General features: G+C 57.8%; 16 protein-coding genes. 10 read left to right on the top strand and 6 right to left on the bottom strand.

Annotated elements, in window-relative coordinates; translation table 11 throughout:
- Nucleotides 1–1,054: 1,054 nt before the first annotated feature.
- Nucleotides 1,055–1,915, top strand: coding sequence for a serine/threonine protein kinase (locus tag HGA39_06020; GenBank protein NTW28905.1), 861 nt, complete (start codon nucleotides 1,055–1,057; stop codon nucleotides 1,913–1,915).
- Nucleotides 1,916–1,992: 77 nt separating this feature from the next.
- Nucleotides 1,993–3,225: a hypothetical protein gene (locus tag HGA39_06015; protein ID NTW28904.1), complete on the top strand. Its 1,233-nt coding sequence runs from the start codon at nucleotides 1,993–1,995 to the stop codon at nucleotides 3,223–3,225.
- A 5-nt stretch (nucleotides 3,226–3,230) separates the two neighbouring features.
- On the opposite strand, the gene HGA39_06010 is transcribed toward HGA39_06015, so the two are convergent.
- Nucleotides 3,231–3,482, bottom strand: a complete 252-nt coding sequence (locus tag HGA39_06010; protein ID NTW28903.1) for a helix-turn-helix transcriptional regulator — start codon at nucleotides 3,480–3,482, stop codon at nucleotides 3,231–3,233.
- Nucleotides 3,483–3,630: 148 nt separating this feature from the next.
- Here HGA39_06010 and HGA39_06005 point away from each other — a divergent pair, with 148 nt between their 5' ends.
- Nucleotides 3,631–4,404: a hypothetical protein gene (locus HGA39_06005; GenBank protein ID NTW28902.1), complete on the top strand. Its 774-nt coding sequence runs from the start codon at nucleotides 3,631–3,633 to the stop codon at nucleotides 4,402–4,404.
- 340 nt (nucleotides 4,405–4,744) lie between these two features.
- On the opposite strand, the gene HGA39_06000 is transcribed toward HGA39_06005, so the two are convergent.
- The 4 genes from HGA39_06000 to HGA39_05985 form a co-directional block, all read right to left on the bottom strand.
- Entirely contained in the window at nucleotides 4,745–5,125 is a 381-nt protein-coding gene (locus HGA39_06000) for a hypothetical protein (GenBank protein NTW28901.1), read from the bottom strand.
- 105 nt (nucleotides 5,126–5,230) lie between these two features.
- Nucleotides 5,231–5,479 carry a hypothetical protein gene (locus tag HGA39_05995; protein NTW28900.1) on the bottom strand — a complete coding sequence of 83 codons (249 nt, stop codon included), beginning with the start codon at nucleotides 5,477–5,479 and terminating at the stop codon, nucleotides 5,231–5,233.
- Nucleotides 5,480–5,490: 11 nt separating this feature from the next.
- On the bottom strand, nucleotides 5,491–6,441 hold the full coding sequence (locus tag HGA39_05990; GenBank protein ID NTW28899.1) for a site-specific integrase: 951 nt from the start codon (nucleotides 6,439–6,441) through the stop codon (nucleotides 5,491–5,493).
- 230 nt (nucleotides 6,442–6,671) lie between these two features.
- Nucleotides 6,672–9,029, bottom strand: a complete 2,358-nt coding sequence (locus tag HGA39_05985) for a hypothetical protein (protein ID NTW28898.1) — start codon at nucleotides 9,027–9,029, stop codon at nucleotides 6,672–6,674.
- A 177-nt stretch (nucleotides 9,030–9,206) separates the two neighbouring features.
- On the opposite strand from HGA39_05985, the gene HGA39_05980 reads away from it, so the two are divergent.
- The 3 genes from HGA39_05980 (at nucleotide 9,207) to HGA39_05970 (ending at nucleotide 11,155) form a co-directional block, all read left to right on the top strand.
- Nucleotides 9,207–10,217 carry a hypothetical protein gene (locus HGA39_05980; protein NTW28897.1) on the top strand — a complete coding sequence of 337 codons (1,011 nt, stop codon included), beginning with the start codon at nucleotides 9,207–9,209 and terminating at the stop codon, nucleotides 10,215–10,217.
- 371 nt (nucleotides 10,218–10,588) lie between these two features.
- Complete coding sequence (locus tag HGA39_05975) at nucleotides 10,589–10,726, top strand: hypothetical protein (protein NTW28896.1); 138 nt, start codon at nucleotides 10,589–10,591, stop codon at nucleotides 10,724–10,726.
- 39 nt (nucleotides 10,727–10,765) lie between these two features.
- Nucleotides 10,766–11,155 (top strand): tyrosine-type recombinase/integrase, encoded by a 390-nt coding sequence (locus HGA39_05970; GenBank protein ID NTW28895.1) that lies wholly within the window; start codon nucleotides 10,766–10,768, stop codon nucleotides 11,153–11,155.
- Between the two features lie 133 nt (nucleotides 11,156–11,288).
- Here HGA39_05970 and HGA39_05965 read toward each other — a convergent pair whose 3' ends face one another.
- Nucleotides 11,289–12,506 carry a helix-turn-helix transcriptional regulator gene (locus HGA39_05965; GenBank protein ID NTW28894.1) on the bottom strand — a complete coding sequence of 406 codons (1,218 nt, stop codon included), beginning with the start codon at nucleotides 12,504–12,506 and terminating at the stop codon, nucleotides 11,289–11,291.
- 565 nt (nucleotides 12,507–13,071) lie between these two features.
- Between HGA39_05965 and HGA39_05960 the strand changes: the two genes are divergently transcribed.
- From HGA39_05960 to HGA39_05945, 4 genes are all read left to right on the top strand, one after another.
- A complete protein-coding gene (locus HGA39_05960) occupies nucleotides 13,072–14,751 on the top strand; it encodes an FAD-binding protein (protein NTW28893.1) in 1,680 nt (559 codons plus the stop codon).
- Between the two features lie 322 nt (nucleotides 14,752–15,073).
- Nucleotides 15,074–15,508: a hypothetical protein gene (locus HGA39_05955; GenBank protein NTW28892.1), complete on the top strand. Its 435-nt coding sequence runs from the start codon at nucleotides 15,074–15,076 to the stop codon at nucleotides 15,506–15,508.
- A gap of 250 nt (nucleotides 15,509–15,758) precedes the next feature.
- The gene (locus tag HGA39_05950; GenBank protein NTW28891.1) at nucleotides 15,759–17,675 is read left to right on the top strand and encodes an NADH-quinone oxidoreductase subunit L; all 1,917 of its coding nucleotides are present in this window, start codon (nucleotides 15,759–15,761) and stop codon (nucleotides 17,673–17,675) included.
- Between the two features lie 2 nt (nucleotides 17,676–17,677).
- On the top strand, nucleotides 17,678–18,520 hold the full coding sequence (locus tag HGA39_05945) for an NADH-quinone oxidoreductase subunit H (protein NTW28890.1): 843 nt from the start codon (nucleotides 17,678–17,680) through the stop codon (nucleotides 18,518–18,520).
- The last annotated feature ends 32 nt before the right edge of the window (nucleotides 18,521–18,552 follow it).

Genomic DNA, 18,552 nt, shown 5'->3' with positions numbered 1-18,552 from the left:
ACGTATGCACAGGTCGAACGTTGGCAAGCCGGCGCCAGTAGGTGCAGTAGGCGCAATCGGAATCAGCCCACGTCCGCATCTCTCCGATTTCGCGTTAGGGGACCGCCCAATCCTTCGTATCGAGTCCCTTCTTGTGCTCACGGTTCCATGCAAGTCGCGGGCGAGGCTCATTTTGGCTGCACTTTGCGCCACCCAACCGATGGATCGTTTCACGAAGCTTAATGCGTTGCTCGAATGCTTGCCCTCTGCAATACTTCGAGGCAGAGGGCCGCACGGTGGCGGAGGTTCTACCGACGCTAGTCCAGGGGGACTTGCATGATCTCGGCGAACACAGTGAGCCGCTATTCGGGACTCGCTCCAAAGGGTGGACCGGCGTTTCGGCGATCCACTGTCGGACCAGAGTTGACACTCCTGGAGGAGTTCCTTGCAGACCCGTGTCTGAAATCCACTAAGCGATGTCATGTCAGTTGTTTCATCGAGCCGAGAATCGACGGAGGCTATCCTGACGCGGTAATTGCCTTCTGGGATCCTTCTATTTGTCGCTCTTGGCCTGAAGCGAGAGTCGGACTGGGTGAGGACGACTTTAGACTGTTGCAGCTGCTGTCGCTTGCAGGGCAATCAACCGCAGAATCATTGGCCGAAAGATTCGGTTCGCCAGTCAAACGCTCATTGGAGAGGTTGATTGCTGCGCAGACTGTAGAGTCAGACGGATCTACCTTCCGTGCGGCCGCATTGGAGCAGACTTTTGCAGTACGGAGGCTTGTAGCAATCGAAGCGAAGATGTCTGGAAGCACTTCGGGGTTGCACCAGGCCGTGAGAAACAGCTGGTTCGCATCGGAGTCGTTCTTCCTTACTGGGACGGAGCCAAGTGTTCGGCTACTGAACGAGGCTGAAAGGATGGGGGTTGGACTCCTGACGTCTCAGACAACAATCACCAAGCCAAAGTTGCCTGCAATTGAGCGACGTCTCCCTGTGTCATATGTCAGTTGGATGTTTAGTGACTGGGCGTGGCGCGCGACATTGTAGTCTCCGAGAGTATTCACGTGGGGGGATCGTGGCTTTCGACAGTGCATGGATCGAGCATACGTTTGGGAAATACCATGATTTCCGCGAATTACCAGGCGGGGGTCAGAAAGCTGTCTTTCGCTGCCTTGACGCGAATGGTGCACCCACCGTTCTGAAGCTCTTCCATCCGGGGCGCGCGGACCGGGAGCGGGTGCTGCGTGAGGTTCGTGCTCCAGATGCCCTGGGCGTCGATGCACGCGTCCCCAGGATCATTGAAGCAGCGTCCGTCCCCTCTCCGACTGGCGATGTGATCTACATTGTGGAGCAACAAATCGCTGGGAAGAACCTCAGAGAGTGTCTTGCTGGGGGGCCACTGTCGGGTCTTCAAACGATGGCGATGACCCGCGATATTCTCGATGTGCTCGTCAAGGCAGAGCGAATTCCTGTTGTGCATCGGGACATCAAGCCCGAGAACATCATCATCGACCCTGAGGGGCAGGCGTGGCTTCTCGATTTCGGGATCGCCCGTTTCTTGGATATGGGTTCGCTCACCGCAACTTCTAGCCGCTTTGGTTTGTTCACCCCAGGCTACGCGCCTGTAGAACAATTCAATAATGTGAAGAGCGAAATCGACACTAGGGCGGATCTATTCGCGCTCGGGACTACCGTGTTCGAATGCATTACAGGTATGAACCCGTATACCCACGGCGCTTCGTCGATGGATGAGATCCTTAGAAGGGTGGAGAACCAGCAGTTGGATCGTCTGCCGGCGAGTGCGGCAGTTCCATCTCTATTCGTAGATCTTGTTGAGGCGCTTACTCGAACGAGAGCCAACCACAGACCCCCGTCGGCTAGGGACGCGCTAGAGTGGGTTAATGAAGCGCTAGGGGAAATAGGAGAGACAGACTAGTGGACTTGTATGTCCATGCGAGTCTTCAGATCTTCAGGAACACGACGCGGAACCGGTTGAGACTGGCGGAGATGACAATGGAACTGGCGCTTCAGTTCGGATACGGGATGATGGCGCATACTCGGTCGCTTATTGAGGCTTGGGGCGGGGGAACCGTTGTGCTGAGCCCGCGCGACATGACTGATGCGCAGCTGACTCAGCTTGCCTCGGATGTGTGCAGCATAGGCGGACAGCCGCTTCTAGACCCTCAGTTCTATTTGCCACACGCCGACCACGCCCGCCTGCAGTCGCACGACTACTGGCCAAGCGAGTTCGAGGAGTCTCATGTTCTGAACCCTGCCGAGTGGCGGACACTGCTAGGTCGGCTCGCATCGCTGCAGAATCGTATTGGCTGTGGTCGTGTCATTCTACCGGGGATCCTCGCGGACTCTCCTTCTGAGATTGACCGTTGGATCGGCCAGCAGGAGATCCTTGTCCAAGAAGCAGACTCGCTTGGCATCCTCGGCCAGAACACCATGCTTACCATCGCGCTCTCCGATTCTACTGTAATGAGCAACGAAGTCGTCGACGAGGTCTTGGCCCATATTCGGGCTATTGATGTCGGCTGGATCTACCTAGTGGTACAGCATCCGGGCGGGCAGTACCTCGTTGACGACCCGGTGTGGCTTGGAAATGTACTCGACCTTACGGCTGGCATCCGATTGCTCGGAAAGCATGTGTTGGTGGGCTACTGCCAACACCAGATGCTTGCCCTCGCGAGCGCAGGTGCCGATGCAATCGCGTCCGGGACTTGGATGAATGTACGTTCGTTCCCACCCGAGAAGTTCCAGGCGGCCTACGAAGAGGAAATCCGTAAACGGAAGACTTGGTTCTACAGTCCAGAGGCTCTTTCTGAGTATGGTCTCCCGTATCTAGACGTTGCGTCCAAAGGGAGCGTACTTGAGCTCCTCCGTCCAGGGGGAGACTACCCTAAGGAAGGCGTGGATCGTCTCTTCACTGCACCTCAGCCTAGCGCAGTCAAATTCAGCGAAAGCGAAGCGTTCCGTCATTACCTCAGTTGCTTGAGGCTGCAGGTGGCGGCTAGTTCGAAAGATACATTTGATGCCACGTTCGAGAATCTCGAATCTTGGATTGCCGAAAGTGAACGGCGTGTCGCTTTGCTGGCGGCGGCTGGGGTCCGCGGGCAAGGACGCGAGTTCAACCAAGACGTGTCGCAGGCTACGATTGCTGCGCTGCGAGGATTGCGAGCTGATCGTGGCGCGATTCTCCGCCGTAGCTGGAGCTCAATCACTGGCGCGGAAGGAAGCTGAGCCGGTTAGCCAGTACTTGGCTCATGGGTGACTTGAGCGGAGCTCGATACCAGCGTTCCTGCTTCAACCCCCAGAGCCTCTGCCAACTTGCAGATCGTCTTGAGCGACACGTTTCTGCGCCCAGCCTCAGCGCTCGATATGTAGGTCCTATCGAGCCCGGAGAGCTCACCGAGCTGCTCCTGTGAGAGCCCGCGCTCGAGCCTGAGCTCACGCAGCCTCTTGCCGAATTCAGTGCATGGATTCCGCTCTTCTGCCATGTGTCGAGTAAACGGTGCTGATGACTATAGGTCTACGGACTATGAGTCACATTCAGTGATTGAGTTCTCCTCTAGGTGTGACGTATAGTCAGCACCGCGACTCAAAAGGAAGTCGCTTCCAGTTACTTGCGGGGAAGGGGAATCCGACGTGACCGACTCGACCAAAACAGGCATGCCGACCTGGCTCAAGTGGGGGCTTGGCATTGCGCTTCTGCCGATTACCATCATCTGGGCTCTCTACAAAATGTGGCGTCAAGGCAAGTTCAACGTGCCGGTGAGACTGGTACTGAGCGCGGCAGGCATCGTCGCAGCGCTCTTTCTGGGTGTGTTTGGGGCCGAACTGCTCGGAGGTTCAGCGAACTACGATCCCAATACGCAGACGGTTCAGGCGAGCGAGACCACACAAGCGGCGAACGTAGCAGCGAAGGTCACATTCGACCGTGCCGAAGTGACCGAGGCCACCGTCAAAGACGCAGTTGGTTCTTCACTCGGCAGCGGAGCGACTCTTGTGACCGTTGAGGTCAAAGACAACTTGGGGACCGACGCGGCCAACGACAAGATTGTCCATGTGAGCTATGCGCCAAGCGGGGGAGCCGGTCTTGCACCAAGACCTATGCTCATGGATCTTGCGAAGACGAGTAGCAGTATGTTCAAGGCTCTCTTTGCCAACACAAATGTGACCGCAGTCGATGTAACGGCGATCGTCACGATGGTGTCGTCTGGCGGGGCTGAATCCAAGACGGCTGGCGCTCGAATCTACTGGGATCGCAAGAAGGCCGACGCAACAGACTGGAAGGCATACGAGACAAACGTCGCAAACGGTTACTACTGGGATGCGTTCACAGGAGCACCGGACTTCTACGTTCACCCTGGCGTAGTCGGCGGTCTGAGCACTGAGGACCAGGCGAAGCTAAAGAAGTAGCCGGCACGAACTTGGAAGCGAGGTACGTGATCGTGGGGGCAGCTCGGTCTCGGTTTTGAGGTCATCGCTGCTTGGGCTGATCCAGAGCCTCGCGAATCTGACGATACGAAGGCTATTGGCTGAAACAGAAGCTGAAGACCCGGCAATACTTCGAGACTCACTCAGGGCCGGGCCAATAGCTCGTCCGCCACACCCGCGTAGTGCGAATCCGAGTGGTAGCACAGGGGCAGGAATAGGCGAAAGAGGGGGTGGAGGGGGTTCCTGTCCCTGTGGGGGCAACCCCGTTTCGGTTCCCCCGCATGCCCGCCAGATCCGCAACCGCAACTATCGACACGCGACCTCAGCCCCGGGGCTTCTCGACTGCCTGCCTATCGTCGAGTACCTTCAGTCTTGCATGCAGAAGAATCGCCGCCGCTTCCCGTTGAGCCGCCAACAACACATCGCTCGCTTGCCTCTGTGATTCCAGCAGGACTTCAGTCGCAGCCTCGTGCGCTGCTATCAGGTTCGCGCTGTGTGCCTCGGGCCGCGCGTCGAGTGCCCGCCGCCGATTTGCGAGCAGAGTCTCCGCCGCTCTTCGCTGCGACGCTAGCAGGGTTTCCGCCGCTTCTCGCTGCGACGACAACAATACCGCCGCTTCTTTGTCGGCTTCGGCGTTCAGGCGAAGGATTTCGTCTAACTCGGCTTGCGACAGGTCGTCCTGCTTATCAACGGGTGCGACCATTGGCTCTCCAAAGTAGTAGCGTGAAGTTGGGATAATGATAACCCCCCCCCCGGCAACGGCCAGCAAATCATCGTGATTGGGTTTGATTGACAACGTCGGCTCTCGCTAGTCTCTGGGTTCGTCGTCGGTGTTGTTGTTCACGCTGAAACCATTGCCGTCGACTGTGATGCGAACTCGGCCCTCAGAGCCAGTCGCGAAGAGAGCGAGCCGGGGGATACGGACGAGCCCGGGCCGATGCTCAGTCTCTTGGTACGCCCACACTCGATCGGTATTCTCTGGGCGACTCGATAGCCTGGCGTACTCATCAGGGAAGTCGCGCGCTGCTTCCTGCTCGGTCATTCTTCGCTCGTCCATTTAGTGTCCCCTCAGCTGGCATTCCTGAGCACATCATCCATCATCAGGTCCACTTTAGCAGCCGCTTCCTCCTGCATGCCGGGAAGCACGTGCGAGTACACATTCAGGGTGATCGAGGGTTCTGAGTGACCGAGCCGTCGCGAAACCACGTTGATTGGCACACCGTCACGCAGCAGGTTTGAGGCGTGTGTATGGCGCAGGTCGTGAAAGCGGATGGTAAAGCCATTTCTGCGTACTATTCTGTGGAATTCCGCTGAGAGTTGGTCAGGGGGCCAGTACGTGCCGTCAGGCCGGCACACGATCAAGCCTTCGGGCCCCGTGTCGTGGTTGGCGCGATGCGTTCTCAGTGCATCTACCGTTGCCTGGGCCAGTGAGATCGTCCGCTTGCTATAGCGGCTTTTCGGCTCCTTCAGCGCGAGCCCGTTACCCGTCTGCTCAAGAGAGCGACTCACTCGCAGGGTGCCGGCATCGAAGTTAACATCCGACCAGCGCAGCGCCATGATCTCGCCCCTGCGCATACCGGTCGTGGCAGCGATGATGACAGGCATGTAGAACTTGGTACCGCGTAGCAGGTTCAGAAGCCGGGTAAGGCCCTCACGATCCAGCGCGTTCATCTCCTTGCGCTGCACCCGGGGAGCATCCACACCGTCGACGGGGTTCCTCCCGATCAACTCCCATCGGACTGCCTGGTAGAGGGCTTTGTGCAGGAGCCGATGGATGTGGCGGACGGTCAAGGGTGCAAGCCCTCCGCCCTTCTTGCGGCCTGAGCGAAGCAACTCTGAGTAGAACGACTGGATCTGTAGGGGCTTTAGGTCAGCGAGCTTCACGTGCCCGAGGTGGGGCACGACGTCGAGCCGGACGATGCGTTCGTAGCGCTCATAGGTCTTGCCGGCTACGTTGGGCATTGCGTAGTCCTCAAGCCAGCACTTCAGGTACTCGGCGAGCGTTTGTTCGGGGTGCATGGATACCTCCTGTATCGGTTGTGACGTGATCATTGAGCTCGCGGTGCGAGGAATAAAGCGGTCCGTGGGAGAGATTCACAGCGGCGCACCCATGGGCGTTGCGGATGAGCGCTGTTTTAGGTCCGATCGACGTGTCCTGACGTGTCCGATGTGCCCGTGTGAACGCGCACAAGTAGAGGCGAGCGGTCACATCGGACACATCGGGCACGTCGGTCAGGTCACGTTCGGGGCTAGCTCGCGCGTTTCACACGCAGGGCAAGCATATCGTCGTCAAGCCCGATCTCGGGAACGAATGGATCAACGTTGAGCACGATGATGCGGCGGCGGTTATGGTCATTGTCGCGCCGACGCTCAGGCGTGACGCCCGCCGTAGACAAGGAGCTAGCCAGGCGGTCGAGGCGGTTGCCGAGCGCGCGCGCAGTTCTGGGCCACCACTGACCGCTCTGGTAGCTGGGGTTTATCGCGCTATTGAGCTCGGACAGAAGCTTACCCATCGTGCCGGTCCACCCTGGCTCACGATATGCAAGATCAAGGATGCCAACCGCCACCGGGTCACTCTCGAGACCCGCAAGTACGGTCTCGGCCTGGCTTGCCTCATAGGCCGCTAGAAACGAGCCAGGCGCGATCGGGAGTGCCGGCTCGGAGGCCACGACCCACGCCGCGAAATCAGCCATACGCGGGTGTCCGATGAGCTTGACCGAACCCACGTTGGAAAGCGCGCAGGAAACAGCATCCAGAAGCGCGCCTAGAAGCCGAGGGCGCATGGCCTCGAAGACGCTCACGATGTCGGTCTCAAGACGGCGCTTCTCGGGCGTGATATGCGGCATGCGCAGGATCAGGGCGCGGGAGGCCAGGTCAGCGCGTGAGGCAAGGTCAGTGATGCCGTTGATGAGGATAGGGCGCTTGAGGTCGAATAGAACCTCATCGTCATCCCGGTAGAGCTTGCGCTTGGCATACCCGCCGCCGGTGGCAAGCTGGCAAAACGCGTCCGAGAAGCTGGCGCTGACACTGGAGAGATTGTCAAAAGCTAGCACCCACGAGTTGGATGAGGCGATCATCAGGTCGTCGATGGTGGAAGGCGTACCGCGAAGCGCGGGCTTGGCGGGGTCTATCAGGGCGCGCAGAATGCGGGCGGTCGTGGACTTGGCCGAACCCTGTTCACCATGCAGGATGCCTACCGGATAGGGGCCAGTCGGGTGCAGGAAGCCTACGAGCAGCCCGAGGACAAGCGCCCAGGTCTCATCATCAGCCACGTTTAGACATGGACGAAGCTCGGCAAGCGACCCCCCAGCCTCAGGAGCAGGAAGGGAAAGCATGCCGGAGCGGCGCCTAAACCGCACAGGGCTTGCGTTCAGGATGCGCCAGCCGGAAGCATCGATTTCGGCAACCCTCCAGGCGTCATCGGCAAGGTCCAGGTATACCTTGCCTGCCGCATGCCCAACGCGGAGAAAGACGTTCTCGGTCCGACCCTCATAGCGGGCACGTGCCACCAGTGTCGCGATTGCCGACTTCATGACCTCAGTCCCGGGGGCACGGCCACACTTACGAAAGAACAGCATGGTGAGCAGCCTCTCGAATGAGGAGGACTCTATGCCATGGATTTCGGTATGCCCGTTGATACTTGACGAGGCGAAGGCCGCATCGCTTTGGTCACAGAAGAGCTCAAGATCCTGAGGCAGGGACAGTAGCTCTTCGACTTGGGTGGTCGAGGCATGCTCGTGAGAGGCAGCCGACTCGAGCGCGATGGCTATCGTGCGGCTACCATAGGTCTCACCCGTCTCATAGTGGACCTCGTCCCACTTGGGGCGCATGAGCCCCGAGTGTCGGAACAGCCGGTCGATCTGTGCCGGGCTCTCAGTCTTGTCGGCAATGAGGCAGGCGAGCGCGAGATCGGCCTCGGACTGTGAAGAGTAGCTATCAGCGCGCTGCCAGTCTCCGGCCCAGAGCGCCTCGAACTTCGCGCGGGCCTTCTTGCCGCGCTGCAGGATGCCGAGCAGATCTTTGTCAGCACTCTTGAGTTCGGTGTCGGCCACGCAGACAAGGGACTTGGGCTTTGCCGCGGGCTCGGCGCGCTCAGGAAGGAACTCCGCGAGCAGCCCAAGCACATCACCGACCTCACGGATTGATGCAGGCGTACCCTCGAGGTGGTTGCCGGTCGTTACGAAGTAGCGCCCCGAGCCATAGATCTCAATCCCGCCGGTCTTGACGGGATGAGGGACCCTCCCGCGGAAGAACAAGTGCAGCCCCGTGCCCGAAGTCGAGATCTCGGTGTAGGTGGCCGCCAAGGCGATGATCTCAACGGCTCGGTGGTCAAGCACCCCAGTATCACTATCGAGGCAGTGATCCAGGTCGAGCCCGACGAAGGGGTCGTCGGCAGTAAAGACAAAGCCGACGTGGTCCGCCGCCCCTGTGTCTACTTTTGCTTGCGCCAGCGTGAAGCTCGCCCAGGTGGTCGGGTCGCTCACGCTCGCATTCCGTGATGGATCTGCCGGACGGACCGGCACCTTGCTTTTCGCGCACACCCATTGATCGAGCGCGCGCAGTTCCCCTGGGATAGAGGAGTCCAGCTTTTTTCCAACGGTACCCATAAGGCCTCCTAGAGTCTCGAGCTCCGGTATTGGAACTCATTGCTTGTATGAGACCGCTAACGGGGGTACGCTAACTGTCGAGAAAGCGTAAGTGGAGGCGTGATGATCAACGCGGAACCTGCATCGATAGCCCCGTTCACCTGGGAAAAGGCTCCTGCATGCGCCACATGGATTAGCGTGGACTCTAATGATCACCTGACGGAGAAGACCTGGCTTTGTGGTTGGCCTGTGGTCGACGAGGTCGGCGAGATGCCATGGGCCGAGCGATACGACGAAGCTCTCGGGCGCCCTGCGATAGAGCGACTGGCCGAGATGCAAGGTGCAGCACGCTATGACCCGTTTGACGGAGAGCACACAGCACTCTTCTTGGACTTCGCTGAAATAGCAGAAGTGCAAGGTGAGGCGTTTCAGGCTCGCTGCCTTGAGTTCGCACGCGACTCTGGTTTGCTGGGAGTCCGAGAGGACTTGCCTTCCCTCATTCTTGATTCCGAGCGTGGACTCTACCATCGGTCCGGGGAGTCACTTGCCACTTGGAAGACGGCAGCAGAACTACTGCATCTGGCTGCTCGCCTGTGGCAGGCTGACAACGACGCCGATTTGGGCGACAAGGCTCGTGCTCGCTCCTGGGTAACATCGTGGCTCAGAGGGAAGTCCGACATGGGCCCGCGAAGGGCTTTCGGTCACATCACGATTTCCACGATGCTCACAGGGGGCGCAGAAGACAGCCGCGTTCCTGTGCCGCGACGAGGGCAAGAAGAGGTGTACGACCGAGAATATCGAGAGGCCCTCCTTGCAGACCTCACTAATGCGTTTCTCTCGACCGGTTTGGCTTTTGGTGTCGTTCGGGGCTCTCGGGGTGCTCATCAACTCCAGATCGTCCCCGATAGCCTGTGGCGCTTCATGTGGTATCAGATCGGGCAGGCTCAAGGGACTTCTTCGACTTTCCTGAAATGCCGTAGCTGCGGAAAATGGCGCATCCATCACCCAGACGTGGCGAGAGGCAACCGACGTTACTGTGATCAGGTGTGCAAGCAGCTTGCATACGAGAAGCGAAAAGCGCGCGCAGTTCAGTTGCACGGTGAGGATTCCTCGCGGACCCCGGAACAGATCGTCAAGATCCTCGAGCAAGAAGAGGGCTACCGCGCCACCAAGTCTGTGACCGTGCTCAAGTGGGTCACTGGGGGCTAGGTCTGAGTATTTGGGATACATGGGGAAGTTGCTCGCGATGACATGCCCGATGTGCCCGACGTATCCGCATGTGCCCAGGCGTTCGCATCCAGTCCGTCCATGGCCGGACACGTCAGGACACATCAGGACACGTCGGGCACATCACTCGTCCCAGTGATTTCATAGGGAACGGATACGAATGCCATAGCTGATCGATAGTGCCCTGTGGTCGAAATGAGCTGCGTGCCGCCGGCTGACCAGTTAGCGGCCTCCGCGTTGATTGATACCGTTTCTACCTATGTCTTCCAGGTGGTCCTAACGAGTATGTGTATGCGTACCGACTCCGGTGGGACTCGGTACGACGCACCCTTTACTATTTTGGGAGGCCACCGATGGCACGACCGAAAAAACTGCCCAAGGTTCTGACACCCGAGGAACAGCGCCGCCTGGTCTCGCAGCCGAATCCCCGATATGCATCAGGTCTGCGCAATCGCTGCATTCTGCGCGTCGCTCTTGAAGCCGGCTTGTGAGCAGGGGAGCTCGTCGCCTTGCGGCCAGAACACCTCGATATGATGACTTGCCGGTTGATGGTCCGAGAGGGCAAAGGCGCTAAGGATCGCGTGCTCTGGATTTCAGACGACTTGCGTGACCTCATCGGGCTCTGGCTTGGAAGAAGGCCGGCATCACCGTGGCTGTTTCCGACTCGGGACGGGGAGCAGCTCAACACTCGCTACCTGCGAACGATGGTAAAGCACTACGCCGTTAAGGCCGGAGTCGCGGAGGCGGAGCGCGTCACGCCCCACATCTTGCGGCATACCTTCGCAACCGACTTGCTGCGGAAGACCAAGAACATCCGGCTTGTGCAGAAGGCGTTGGGGCATTCCGACGTGAGTACGACGATGATCTATACGCATGTCTTCGACGAAGAACTGGAAGGTGCGCTGAGAAGGAAAGGCTAGGTCGGCTCGTTGGGACGGATCTCTTTCCTTCGGCGTCCGCTTCTTTGTCTCTTGGTCTCTGCGCGGGCATGAGTGCGAGGGCTCGCCATAGCGGAGTGACTGGAGAATTGACCTCGCCATGTCTTCTGCTGGATCACACTTCGGCTTGGTGGCCACTCACGTGAAGCCGATCGATAATCTTCAGAAGTTCTTGTTGTGAGCTAATGTTGAGTTTTTCATAGATGTGCTGGATGTGCGTTCTTACCGTGTTCCTGGAAATTGAGAGATGTTCAGCAATACCTCTGGCGTTGAGCCCTCTGGCTAAGAGCAAGAGGACATCAGCCTCCCGATTAGACAGAGCGTATGCCTCGGTGAGCACGCCGACGTCGCCGGAAAATGGTGGTACACCTGTGGTCGAGCTTGCCAGCGTTTGTGTGGCATTGGTTGGCAAGATCGAATCCGTTATGCCTACCCGAACGGGGTTTTTTAGAGAGCCGCCGCCGGAGAAGAGTAGATACACGCTTGTCGCCAGCAGGTAGACGAGCGAAAGGGCGGCCAGTGTCAGCACCGTGGGAGCCAGGCCAAAACGTTGTTCAAATGCTGTTCCCACAAGAGTCCCTATGAGCATTGGTGCGTTTACGGCGACCTGTCCCCAAGCAAAGAAGCGGACGCTCGACTTGATATCACTTGAAGTTCTCTCGGATAGAAAGACCCAGACCACGAGCAGGACGTACATCCACGCAATTGATATCAGGACCATCGGGGGAGAAGTTTTGCTGGAGCCGAGCAACGGCAGCAGGGCGAGGCCGCTGATCATCAAGATAGGAACGGGGTAGTGAAGGCGCGGCAACGTCAGCTTGTCTCCGAGGCCTAGAGCGCAGGCGAGAAGTAGCAAACCCGCAAAGAGGTCTGCCACCACTATGAACGCGGGATTTATGGGGCCGTAGTTGGGGGCGAACCTGGTGATGCCGTAGAAGGCGCCGAAAACGAAGGAATAGACACTGACTCCAATGATGAGCCTTGGGAGGGGAATCGGCGCGAACGGTCCAACAGCCTTCTTTCGATTACTTGTCCTGTGTGCGAGTTGCTCATGGAGCGCGGCTACGAGCAATGCAAGAGAAAGGAAGGGTAGAACGGCTACGGCGAGTCCGACAGTGGACTCGTTGGCCGGGAGGAGGAGCAGGCGTATGGCCGGTCTGAGGATCATGGACAGAGCTACGCAAACGGCGGCGCGAAACAGGCCTATTGAAGCGTAGTACTTACCCCAGGAGATTATGAGGACTGGAGCGGCGATGCCAGCCATGGTCGCCCCAATGAGAACAAACTCAGGATTATGTATACCGTAGTGGCAAAACAAGCCGCCGGTACTCATGGCGAATGTGGCCACCGCGCATGACCGCACGGTAGTCAGGGCGGCAGAAACTCGACTCGGGAGAATCGCGAACACTGCGCATGAAACAACAGAGACAAATAGGAATACAAAATAATGTCCCCTGCCCCCTGGATCCAAGGCAGGCAGTGGGTTGACCTCGCTGTCCGAACGAAAGACGATTACCAGCCAAGTCAAGTACAGGCCAAGTCCTAGGTGGCGGGGCCGTACCCAATCCAAGCTTGTCAAGAATGCCTGCAGCCTGAGTTTGCGGCTAGTCTTACCCATGCTCGCCAACGGGACCTCCTTGTGTCGTGGTCCTGCTTCGCCAAATAGTACACCTCGTCTCCCAGGAGGTGCATTACGAAGGGTGCATGATTTCCATGCGGGTGCCCTCATCTCCAGGAGATGATTCTCGGTTTCCAACTCGTGAATCGTCTTCTCAGCACGATTACGACCATCTCCATACGGGCTAGCGTGACTACGACGGGCGTGTGGTGTGGCCCGTTCAGGTTTGATCCTAGTCGGGGAGCCCGGCTGGGGGGTGCCGTCGGAGGAAGGGGTTCGGATGAGCAAGGAGAGAGTTGGCGAGGCGCAAGGTATTAACCGCAGGAGTTTTCTGAAGGGGGCGGCCGCAGTCAGCGCCGCCGCCGCGATAACTGCCGTTCTGCCTGGCTGTTCAAAGAAGGCTGATGCTGCTTTCGTGGACACGGTGACGTGGGACCGCGAGACAGAGGTGCTGGTTGTTGGGTTTGGAGGATCTGGCACCGTAAGCGCGGTGGAAGCACATGAAGCTGGAGCTCAGGTGCTCATAATCGAGAAGGCTCCGATCGAAGGAGGAGGAACCTCGCGTACGTCCGGAGGTTTCATAACCATCGTCAATGACGAGAAAAGCATTGATGGCGCAGTCCAGTACATGAATACTGCCGCCCGCGGCTTGACGCCCGAGGCAGTGTACAAGGCGTGGGCGACCGAGGGAACAAAGACCAAAGATTGGCTCACAAAGCATGGGATCATCTTTGTTCCTATGACGGGTCGGGGTGCAGACTTCGCGAACTGGCCCGGTGCTTCATCTCTGGGGTGTGTTTGTATTACGGACAAGGAGGGTGGAGCGTCAAACCTTGGTGGAGGCGTATTCAGCAAGTGGGCCAGGCAATACGTGGCTGATCAGAAGATCGATGTCTTGTACGATACCCGCGCGACAGACTTGATCCAAGATCCCACCACCAAAGAAGTCGTGGGAGTTTATGCAACGAGTGCGGGAAAGCAGATCGCCATCAAGGCCAAGAAGGCCGTCATCCTCGCCAGCGGAGGGTTTGAGTTCAACGACGATATGTTGGGGAATTACATGCGGCCTTACCCGTTGGCGTGCGTGGGCTGGCCTTACAACACGGGCGATGGCCAAAAGATGGCCGAGAAGATCGGTGCAGATCTATGGCACATGAATCTTCCATGCGCGCATGGATTCACATTCGTCGAACCCAAGAGCAATCTCGGCCGTTGGGGCGCAGGCGTCAAAGGTGCCAGCTACATATTCATAGAGAGGTCCGGCAAGCGCTTTGCCTCCGAGAATCCGAACGTCTTCTTTGGCCACAGGTCGTTCATGGCATTCGACATGTGGGACCAATCAAGCACGTGGATTGACTCGGCCTACGAGTACATCCCCTTCTATATCATCTTCGATGAGAAGGCGAGAACAGCGGGTCCTCTCTTCGCCAAGACCACCATCGGGAGTACTACAATTCCCACCCAACTGGGCGGCCAGGCGGAGTGGAGTGCCGACAACAGCACCGAGATCGCAAACGGCTGGATTCTCAAGGCGAACACCATAAAGGAACTCGCGGCACTGATTCCGGAAAACTGGAAGCTTTCCGGCGATACGCTTGCTGCAACTGTTGCTGAGTACAACGCAACCTGCGCAGCAGGAGTCGACACGAAATGGGGTCGTCCGGCCGTAGCGTCGAGCAAGCCAAACTTGGTCGCCCTCGACACGCCCCCGTACTATGCCATCAAGATGCAGCCCTCCCTCTACAGTACTTGTGGTGGTCCCCGTAAGAACGAGAAAGCCCAAGTGCTCGACATCGCCGGGAATGTGATTCCTCGTTTCTATGTCTCCGGCGTGTGTGGCCACAGTGCCGCGCATGTCTACAGCTGTTTTGGCCAGAACTGGGCCGAGATCATGAACTTCGGCCGCATCTCTGGAAGGAATGCCGCTGCCGAGACGGTTCTGGCGCCGGCCTCTGCCTAGAGGGATCGCAGTGCGCCGTGCACGGCCTGGCCTAGTGACATTCAGCACCATGGAAAGCTCCAGGGTGAGGCTCGCGTCTGCGGGCCTCACCTATCGGAAAGGATCTCGTGTGATAGACAACCTGAAGGGTGAGAAGAAGATACTCTCAAAGAGACTACTGATTGTGTTGATTTCTGTCTTTGTAGTCGCAGCAACGCTTCTCGCTGGGTGTGGAACGTCGAAGTCGACAGATAATTCGAAGTCGACCGAAGAGAGCACACAAACTACGGAAACACAAAGGCTCACTTGGACTGCCACGTCCGACTGTACGGGCTGCCACGCAGTGGAATCGAAGTCGGCCAAAGACACCACGATGTTGGCTGCAACGCACGCGAGTGCGGGCGTGAAATGCATGAGCTGTCACACCGACGAAGCCGCGCTCAAGAGCGCACATGAAGGTGCGACGGGAACGAGCCCGATGCCCATGGCCCTCAAGAACACGACTGTTGATCAGAAGACCTGTCTGTCCTCTGCTTGTCACAACACTACCCTTGCGGAGTTGGCAGTGAAGACTACCACCTCCACCGTGTTGAAAGATACGAACGGAACAGTTGTCAACCCGCATTTGGCTCCTACACTCAACCAGGCACACATCGACGCGAAAATGACGTGCACGGACTGCCACAGCGTGCACGCAGTGAAGGACCCGAACCAATACTGCATCTCTTGCCACCACAAAAATGTCTTTGAGTGTGGTACCTGTCACGCAATTCCCTAGCACAAACCGGCATAGCAGTAGAGCAGGGTAGGGAAGACTGGGCAGTAGGTGGATCAGCTAATCGTCAGATGAACGGCAGAGGTCCCTCTGCTCCGATGAAGCGTGCCCAGACTATTCGCGGTGAAATTGTGAATCCATGCCTCGCACTAGGGGCGGGGCATGGATTCTGTTGCCGAAAATTGAATCGGGAGCTTGTGGTGCGACTCATCGCCATCGGCGAAATACTCGAGTGAAGAAGAGGAGAGAGTAGGTGTTGGCCACTCCGGTGTTCTTGGTCTTGTTTCCGATCGCCGTGGCAGGGGTTCTCCTTGTTGTCAGGAACAGCCGTGCACGACGGGTGATCGTGGGTGTCTCCACGGTCACGATCGCAGCGGGGTCGATCGTCTTGGCGGTCCAGCATCTAGACGGAGTCAACGTCTATGCTTTCAGCGGCAGGTCTGTCGACTTCGCCATTCTGTCGATTGATGCGACGATCGCACTTTCCATCATCTTGACTGGCATCAGAAACAAGAAGTACATGGTTGGCTGTCTTGCATTTGTCTGGATGGCGATCATCTGCTGGCTCAATCTTGGACCTGCGCGCGCGATTCGGATCGCCAACCCACTCTACGTTGACCGCTTTTCCGTAATCATGGCGCTCATTATCGGCATTGTCGGTGGAGCGGTCTGCGTCTATTCGATCGGCTATATGCGCACTTTCGCGGCCCAGAGCAGTGATGTTCTGGACAGGAGTCGCATCTTCTTCGCGACAGGGTTTGTCTTTCTGGCTGCCATGTTCGGCGTCGTCTTCTCCAACGACCTGAACTGGCTCTGCTGCAGTTGGCAAGTCGCGACGATGTGCACATTCCTTCTGATCAGCTACACCCAAACCCCGGGAGCGATCACGAATGCATTTCGGCAGCTCACCGTGAGCCTTCTGGGAGGTGTCGCACTCGTGATCGCGGTCGTATACATAGGCATCAATCTCCACACGCTTGAGCTGTCGAAGTTCCTCTTGACCTACCTGCCTGGCACAACGGTTGCCCTTCCTGCACTGCTCCTAGCCTTCGCAGGTATGACGCAAACAGCACAGATGCCCTTTCATGGGTGGCTGCTCCACTCAACAGAAGCGCCAACACCGATTTCAGCGCTGCTCCAGTCTTCAACGATTGTCATGGCAGGCGCCTTCCTTCTCATCAGGATTTCGCCAGTTTTGGGAGGATCGCCGTCGATCGGATGGAATATCGCGGGGCTCACTGTGCAACTCGTCGGGGGGTTGACGTTCCTCGTGTGTTCCGTCATGGCCATCGGGCAGAGCAACATCAGCCGCATGTTGACTTGCTCTACAATCGCGACCATGGGCCTAATCACAGTGTGCGCTGCGATCGGGAAAGCAGAGATCCTCTGGTCCGCCATCTTCCTCGTCATCTTCCACGCAGTCGCCAAGCCATTGCTGTTCCTGTGTGTGGGGGCGGTCGAACGCCATATGGTCTTGTGCGGCATCGATGGAATGGACGTGTTGTTTGCCGCCACACCCAGTCTGAACCGCTTCATGTCTCTTGGGATGGGGGCGATGCTCTTGGCGCCTTTTCTGCTGTTTACCAAATGGGTCGCACTCAGCCGCTTGGCAGCCACATACGATGCCCTTCTTGTGCTCATTCTTTTGGCCGGGGGCGCGGCGGCGTCTCTTCTTTGGATCAAGCTGCTTGCAAGAACCACTGCAGTCTCTCGGAACCCTACTACCCTCGATGTTTCTGTCAGTCGCGTGGAGCTGTTTGCGATTGCGTTCTTCAGCACACTGACATTGGGCGTGGTGGTGTCTCTCCCGTTTGTGTCAATTGAGGTGGTCGTACCGTATCTCGCCCAAGTGTATGGGATTGTTTGGCGGGCCCTCCCTACGGACAACCTTCTGATCGCGGCTGCGATGACAGTGCCGCTCGTCGTCATATTTGTGGGCAATCTTCAGAGCCGGGGAGCCCTCAAATGCGACCTTCTGTTCGGAGCAGAAAGCGTTGCTCTGATCACAGAATCCCGCGGGGACGATGAGAAACAAGTCGAGCGGCCCGATTTGGGCCTGGTGCCCTATCTCCCGCAAGCAAGGCTGTCTGCAATCGGAACGACGGTCTCTGTCATCATGCTCGTCTGTGGGCTTGATGCTGCCGTGCGCCTCGCTGTCGGAGTGATATAGCGGTGGCCACGATCGCCGGATTCCTGATGTTCGCTGTTATTGCTCCAGTAGCCGGTTGTCTGCTTTCAGGTTTGGGTGGGTGGGCTACGAGCGGCATTCAGGGAAGAGCCAGAACGCCCATCCTGCGGCCTTATCGCGAGGTGTGCCATCTCATCGCAACGGACGACCGGAACGAGGGCTCCGTTCCGGGTCTCTACTTCTGGATGTACCTTGTCTTCGCGGCCGTGGCCGGAGGCATAATCTTCACGAGCGGGAACTTGCTCCTGTGTTGCTTCGTGTCCTTTATGAGTTCCCTATTTCTCATCATGGCGGGAGCATCTACGACCACTCCGCGTCCCGACGCAGGGGCTACGGGCGGAATGCTCCAAGTCGTCGCCCTTGAGTCAATGACAGTGCTCATTGCCATTGAGTTCTTCATGTTGTCGAACACCTTCAGAGTCTCCGGCATCATGGCGGCCATATCCCCCGCGATCACGAGTTTGCCTTTCACTTTTGTGGGATTCGTCTACTTCCTTACGGTCCGACTGCGAAGGTCGCCTTTCAATCTGACTGAACTGAGCGGCCGAACGCTGGCACTGGTCGAAGTAGCGCATTGGTACGAAGGCATCATGTTGCTGGCTTGGACTGGACTCTTCTTCATCAACGGAAGTTGGGCGTCCTTCCTTGTCGCGGGCTCGATAGTGCTGATTGTCGGCGCATCAGTGTTCGTGACCCACAAGACTCTCGCACGTTTCGAGGAACGGGTTTCGAAGTGTGCATGGCTCGTTGCCCTTGCGCTCGGCTTCACAAACCTGCTCTTCCTTTCCCTGGGATGGACAAACCTCCTTCCTCCAATATTGAAATGAGTGCTTGACCCCGGAAGCGCTAGGAGTTGAAC

The organism is Coriobacteriia bacterium (genome assembly GCA_013336165.1).
Classification (GTDB): Bacteria; Actinomycetota; Coriobacteriia; order Anaerosomatales; family JAAXUF01; genus JAAXUF01.
The sequence above is the reverse complement of the archived record's forward strand: the minus strand, read 5'-3'. Positions and strand labels throughout refer to the sequence as shown.

Excerpts from the sequence above, each read along its gene's own strand:
- HGA39_06015 (NTW28904.1), top strand. The coding sequence starts at position 1,993 with ATGGAACTGGCGCTTCAGTTCGGATACGGGATGATGGCGCATACTCGG.
- HGA39_06010 (NTW28903.1), bottom strand. The coding sequence starts at position 3,482 with ATGGCAGAAGAGCGGAATCCATGCACTGAATTCGGCAAGAGGCTGCGT.
- HGA39_06000 (NTW28901.1), bottom strand. The coding sequence starts at position 5,125 with ATGGTCGCACCCGTTGATAAGCAGGACGACCTGTCGCAAGCCGAGTTA.
- HGA39_05995 (NTW28900.1), bottom strand. The coding sequence starts at position 5,479 with ATGGACGAGCGAAGAATGACCGAGCAGGAAGCAGCGCGCGACTTCCCT.
- HGA39_05990 (NTW28899.1), bottom strand. The coding sequence starts at position 6,441 with ATGCACCCCGAACAAACGCTCGCCGAGTACCTGAAGTGCTGGCTTGAG.
- HGA39_05985 (NTW28898.1), bottom strand. The coding sequence starts at position 9,029 with ATGGGTACCGTTGGAAAAAAGCTGGACTCCTCTATCCCAGGGGAACTG.
- HGA39_05975 (NTW28896.1), top strand. The coding sequence starts at position 10,589 with ATGGCACGACCGAAAAAACTGCCCAAGGTTCTGACACCCGAGGAACAG.
- HGA39_05970 (NTW28895.1), top strand. The coding sequence starts at position 10,766 with ATGATGACTTGCCGGTTGATGGTCCGAGAGGGCAAAGGCGCTAAGGAT.
- HGA39_05965 (NTW28894.1), bottom strand. The coding sequence starts at position 12,506 with ATGAGTACCGGCGGCTTGTTTTGCCACTACGGTATACATAATCCTGAG.
- HGA39_05960 (NTW28893.1), top strand. The coding sequence starts at position 13,072 with ATGAGCAAGGAGAGAGTTGGCGAGGCGCAAGGTATTAACCGCAGGAGT.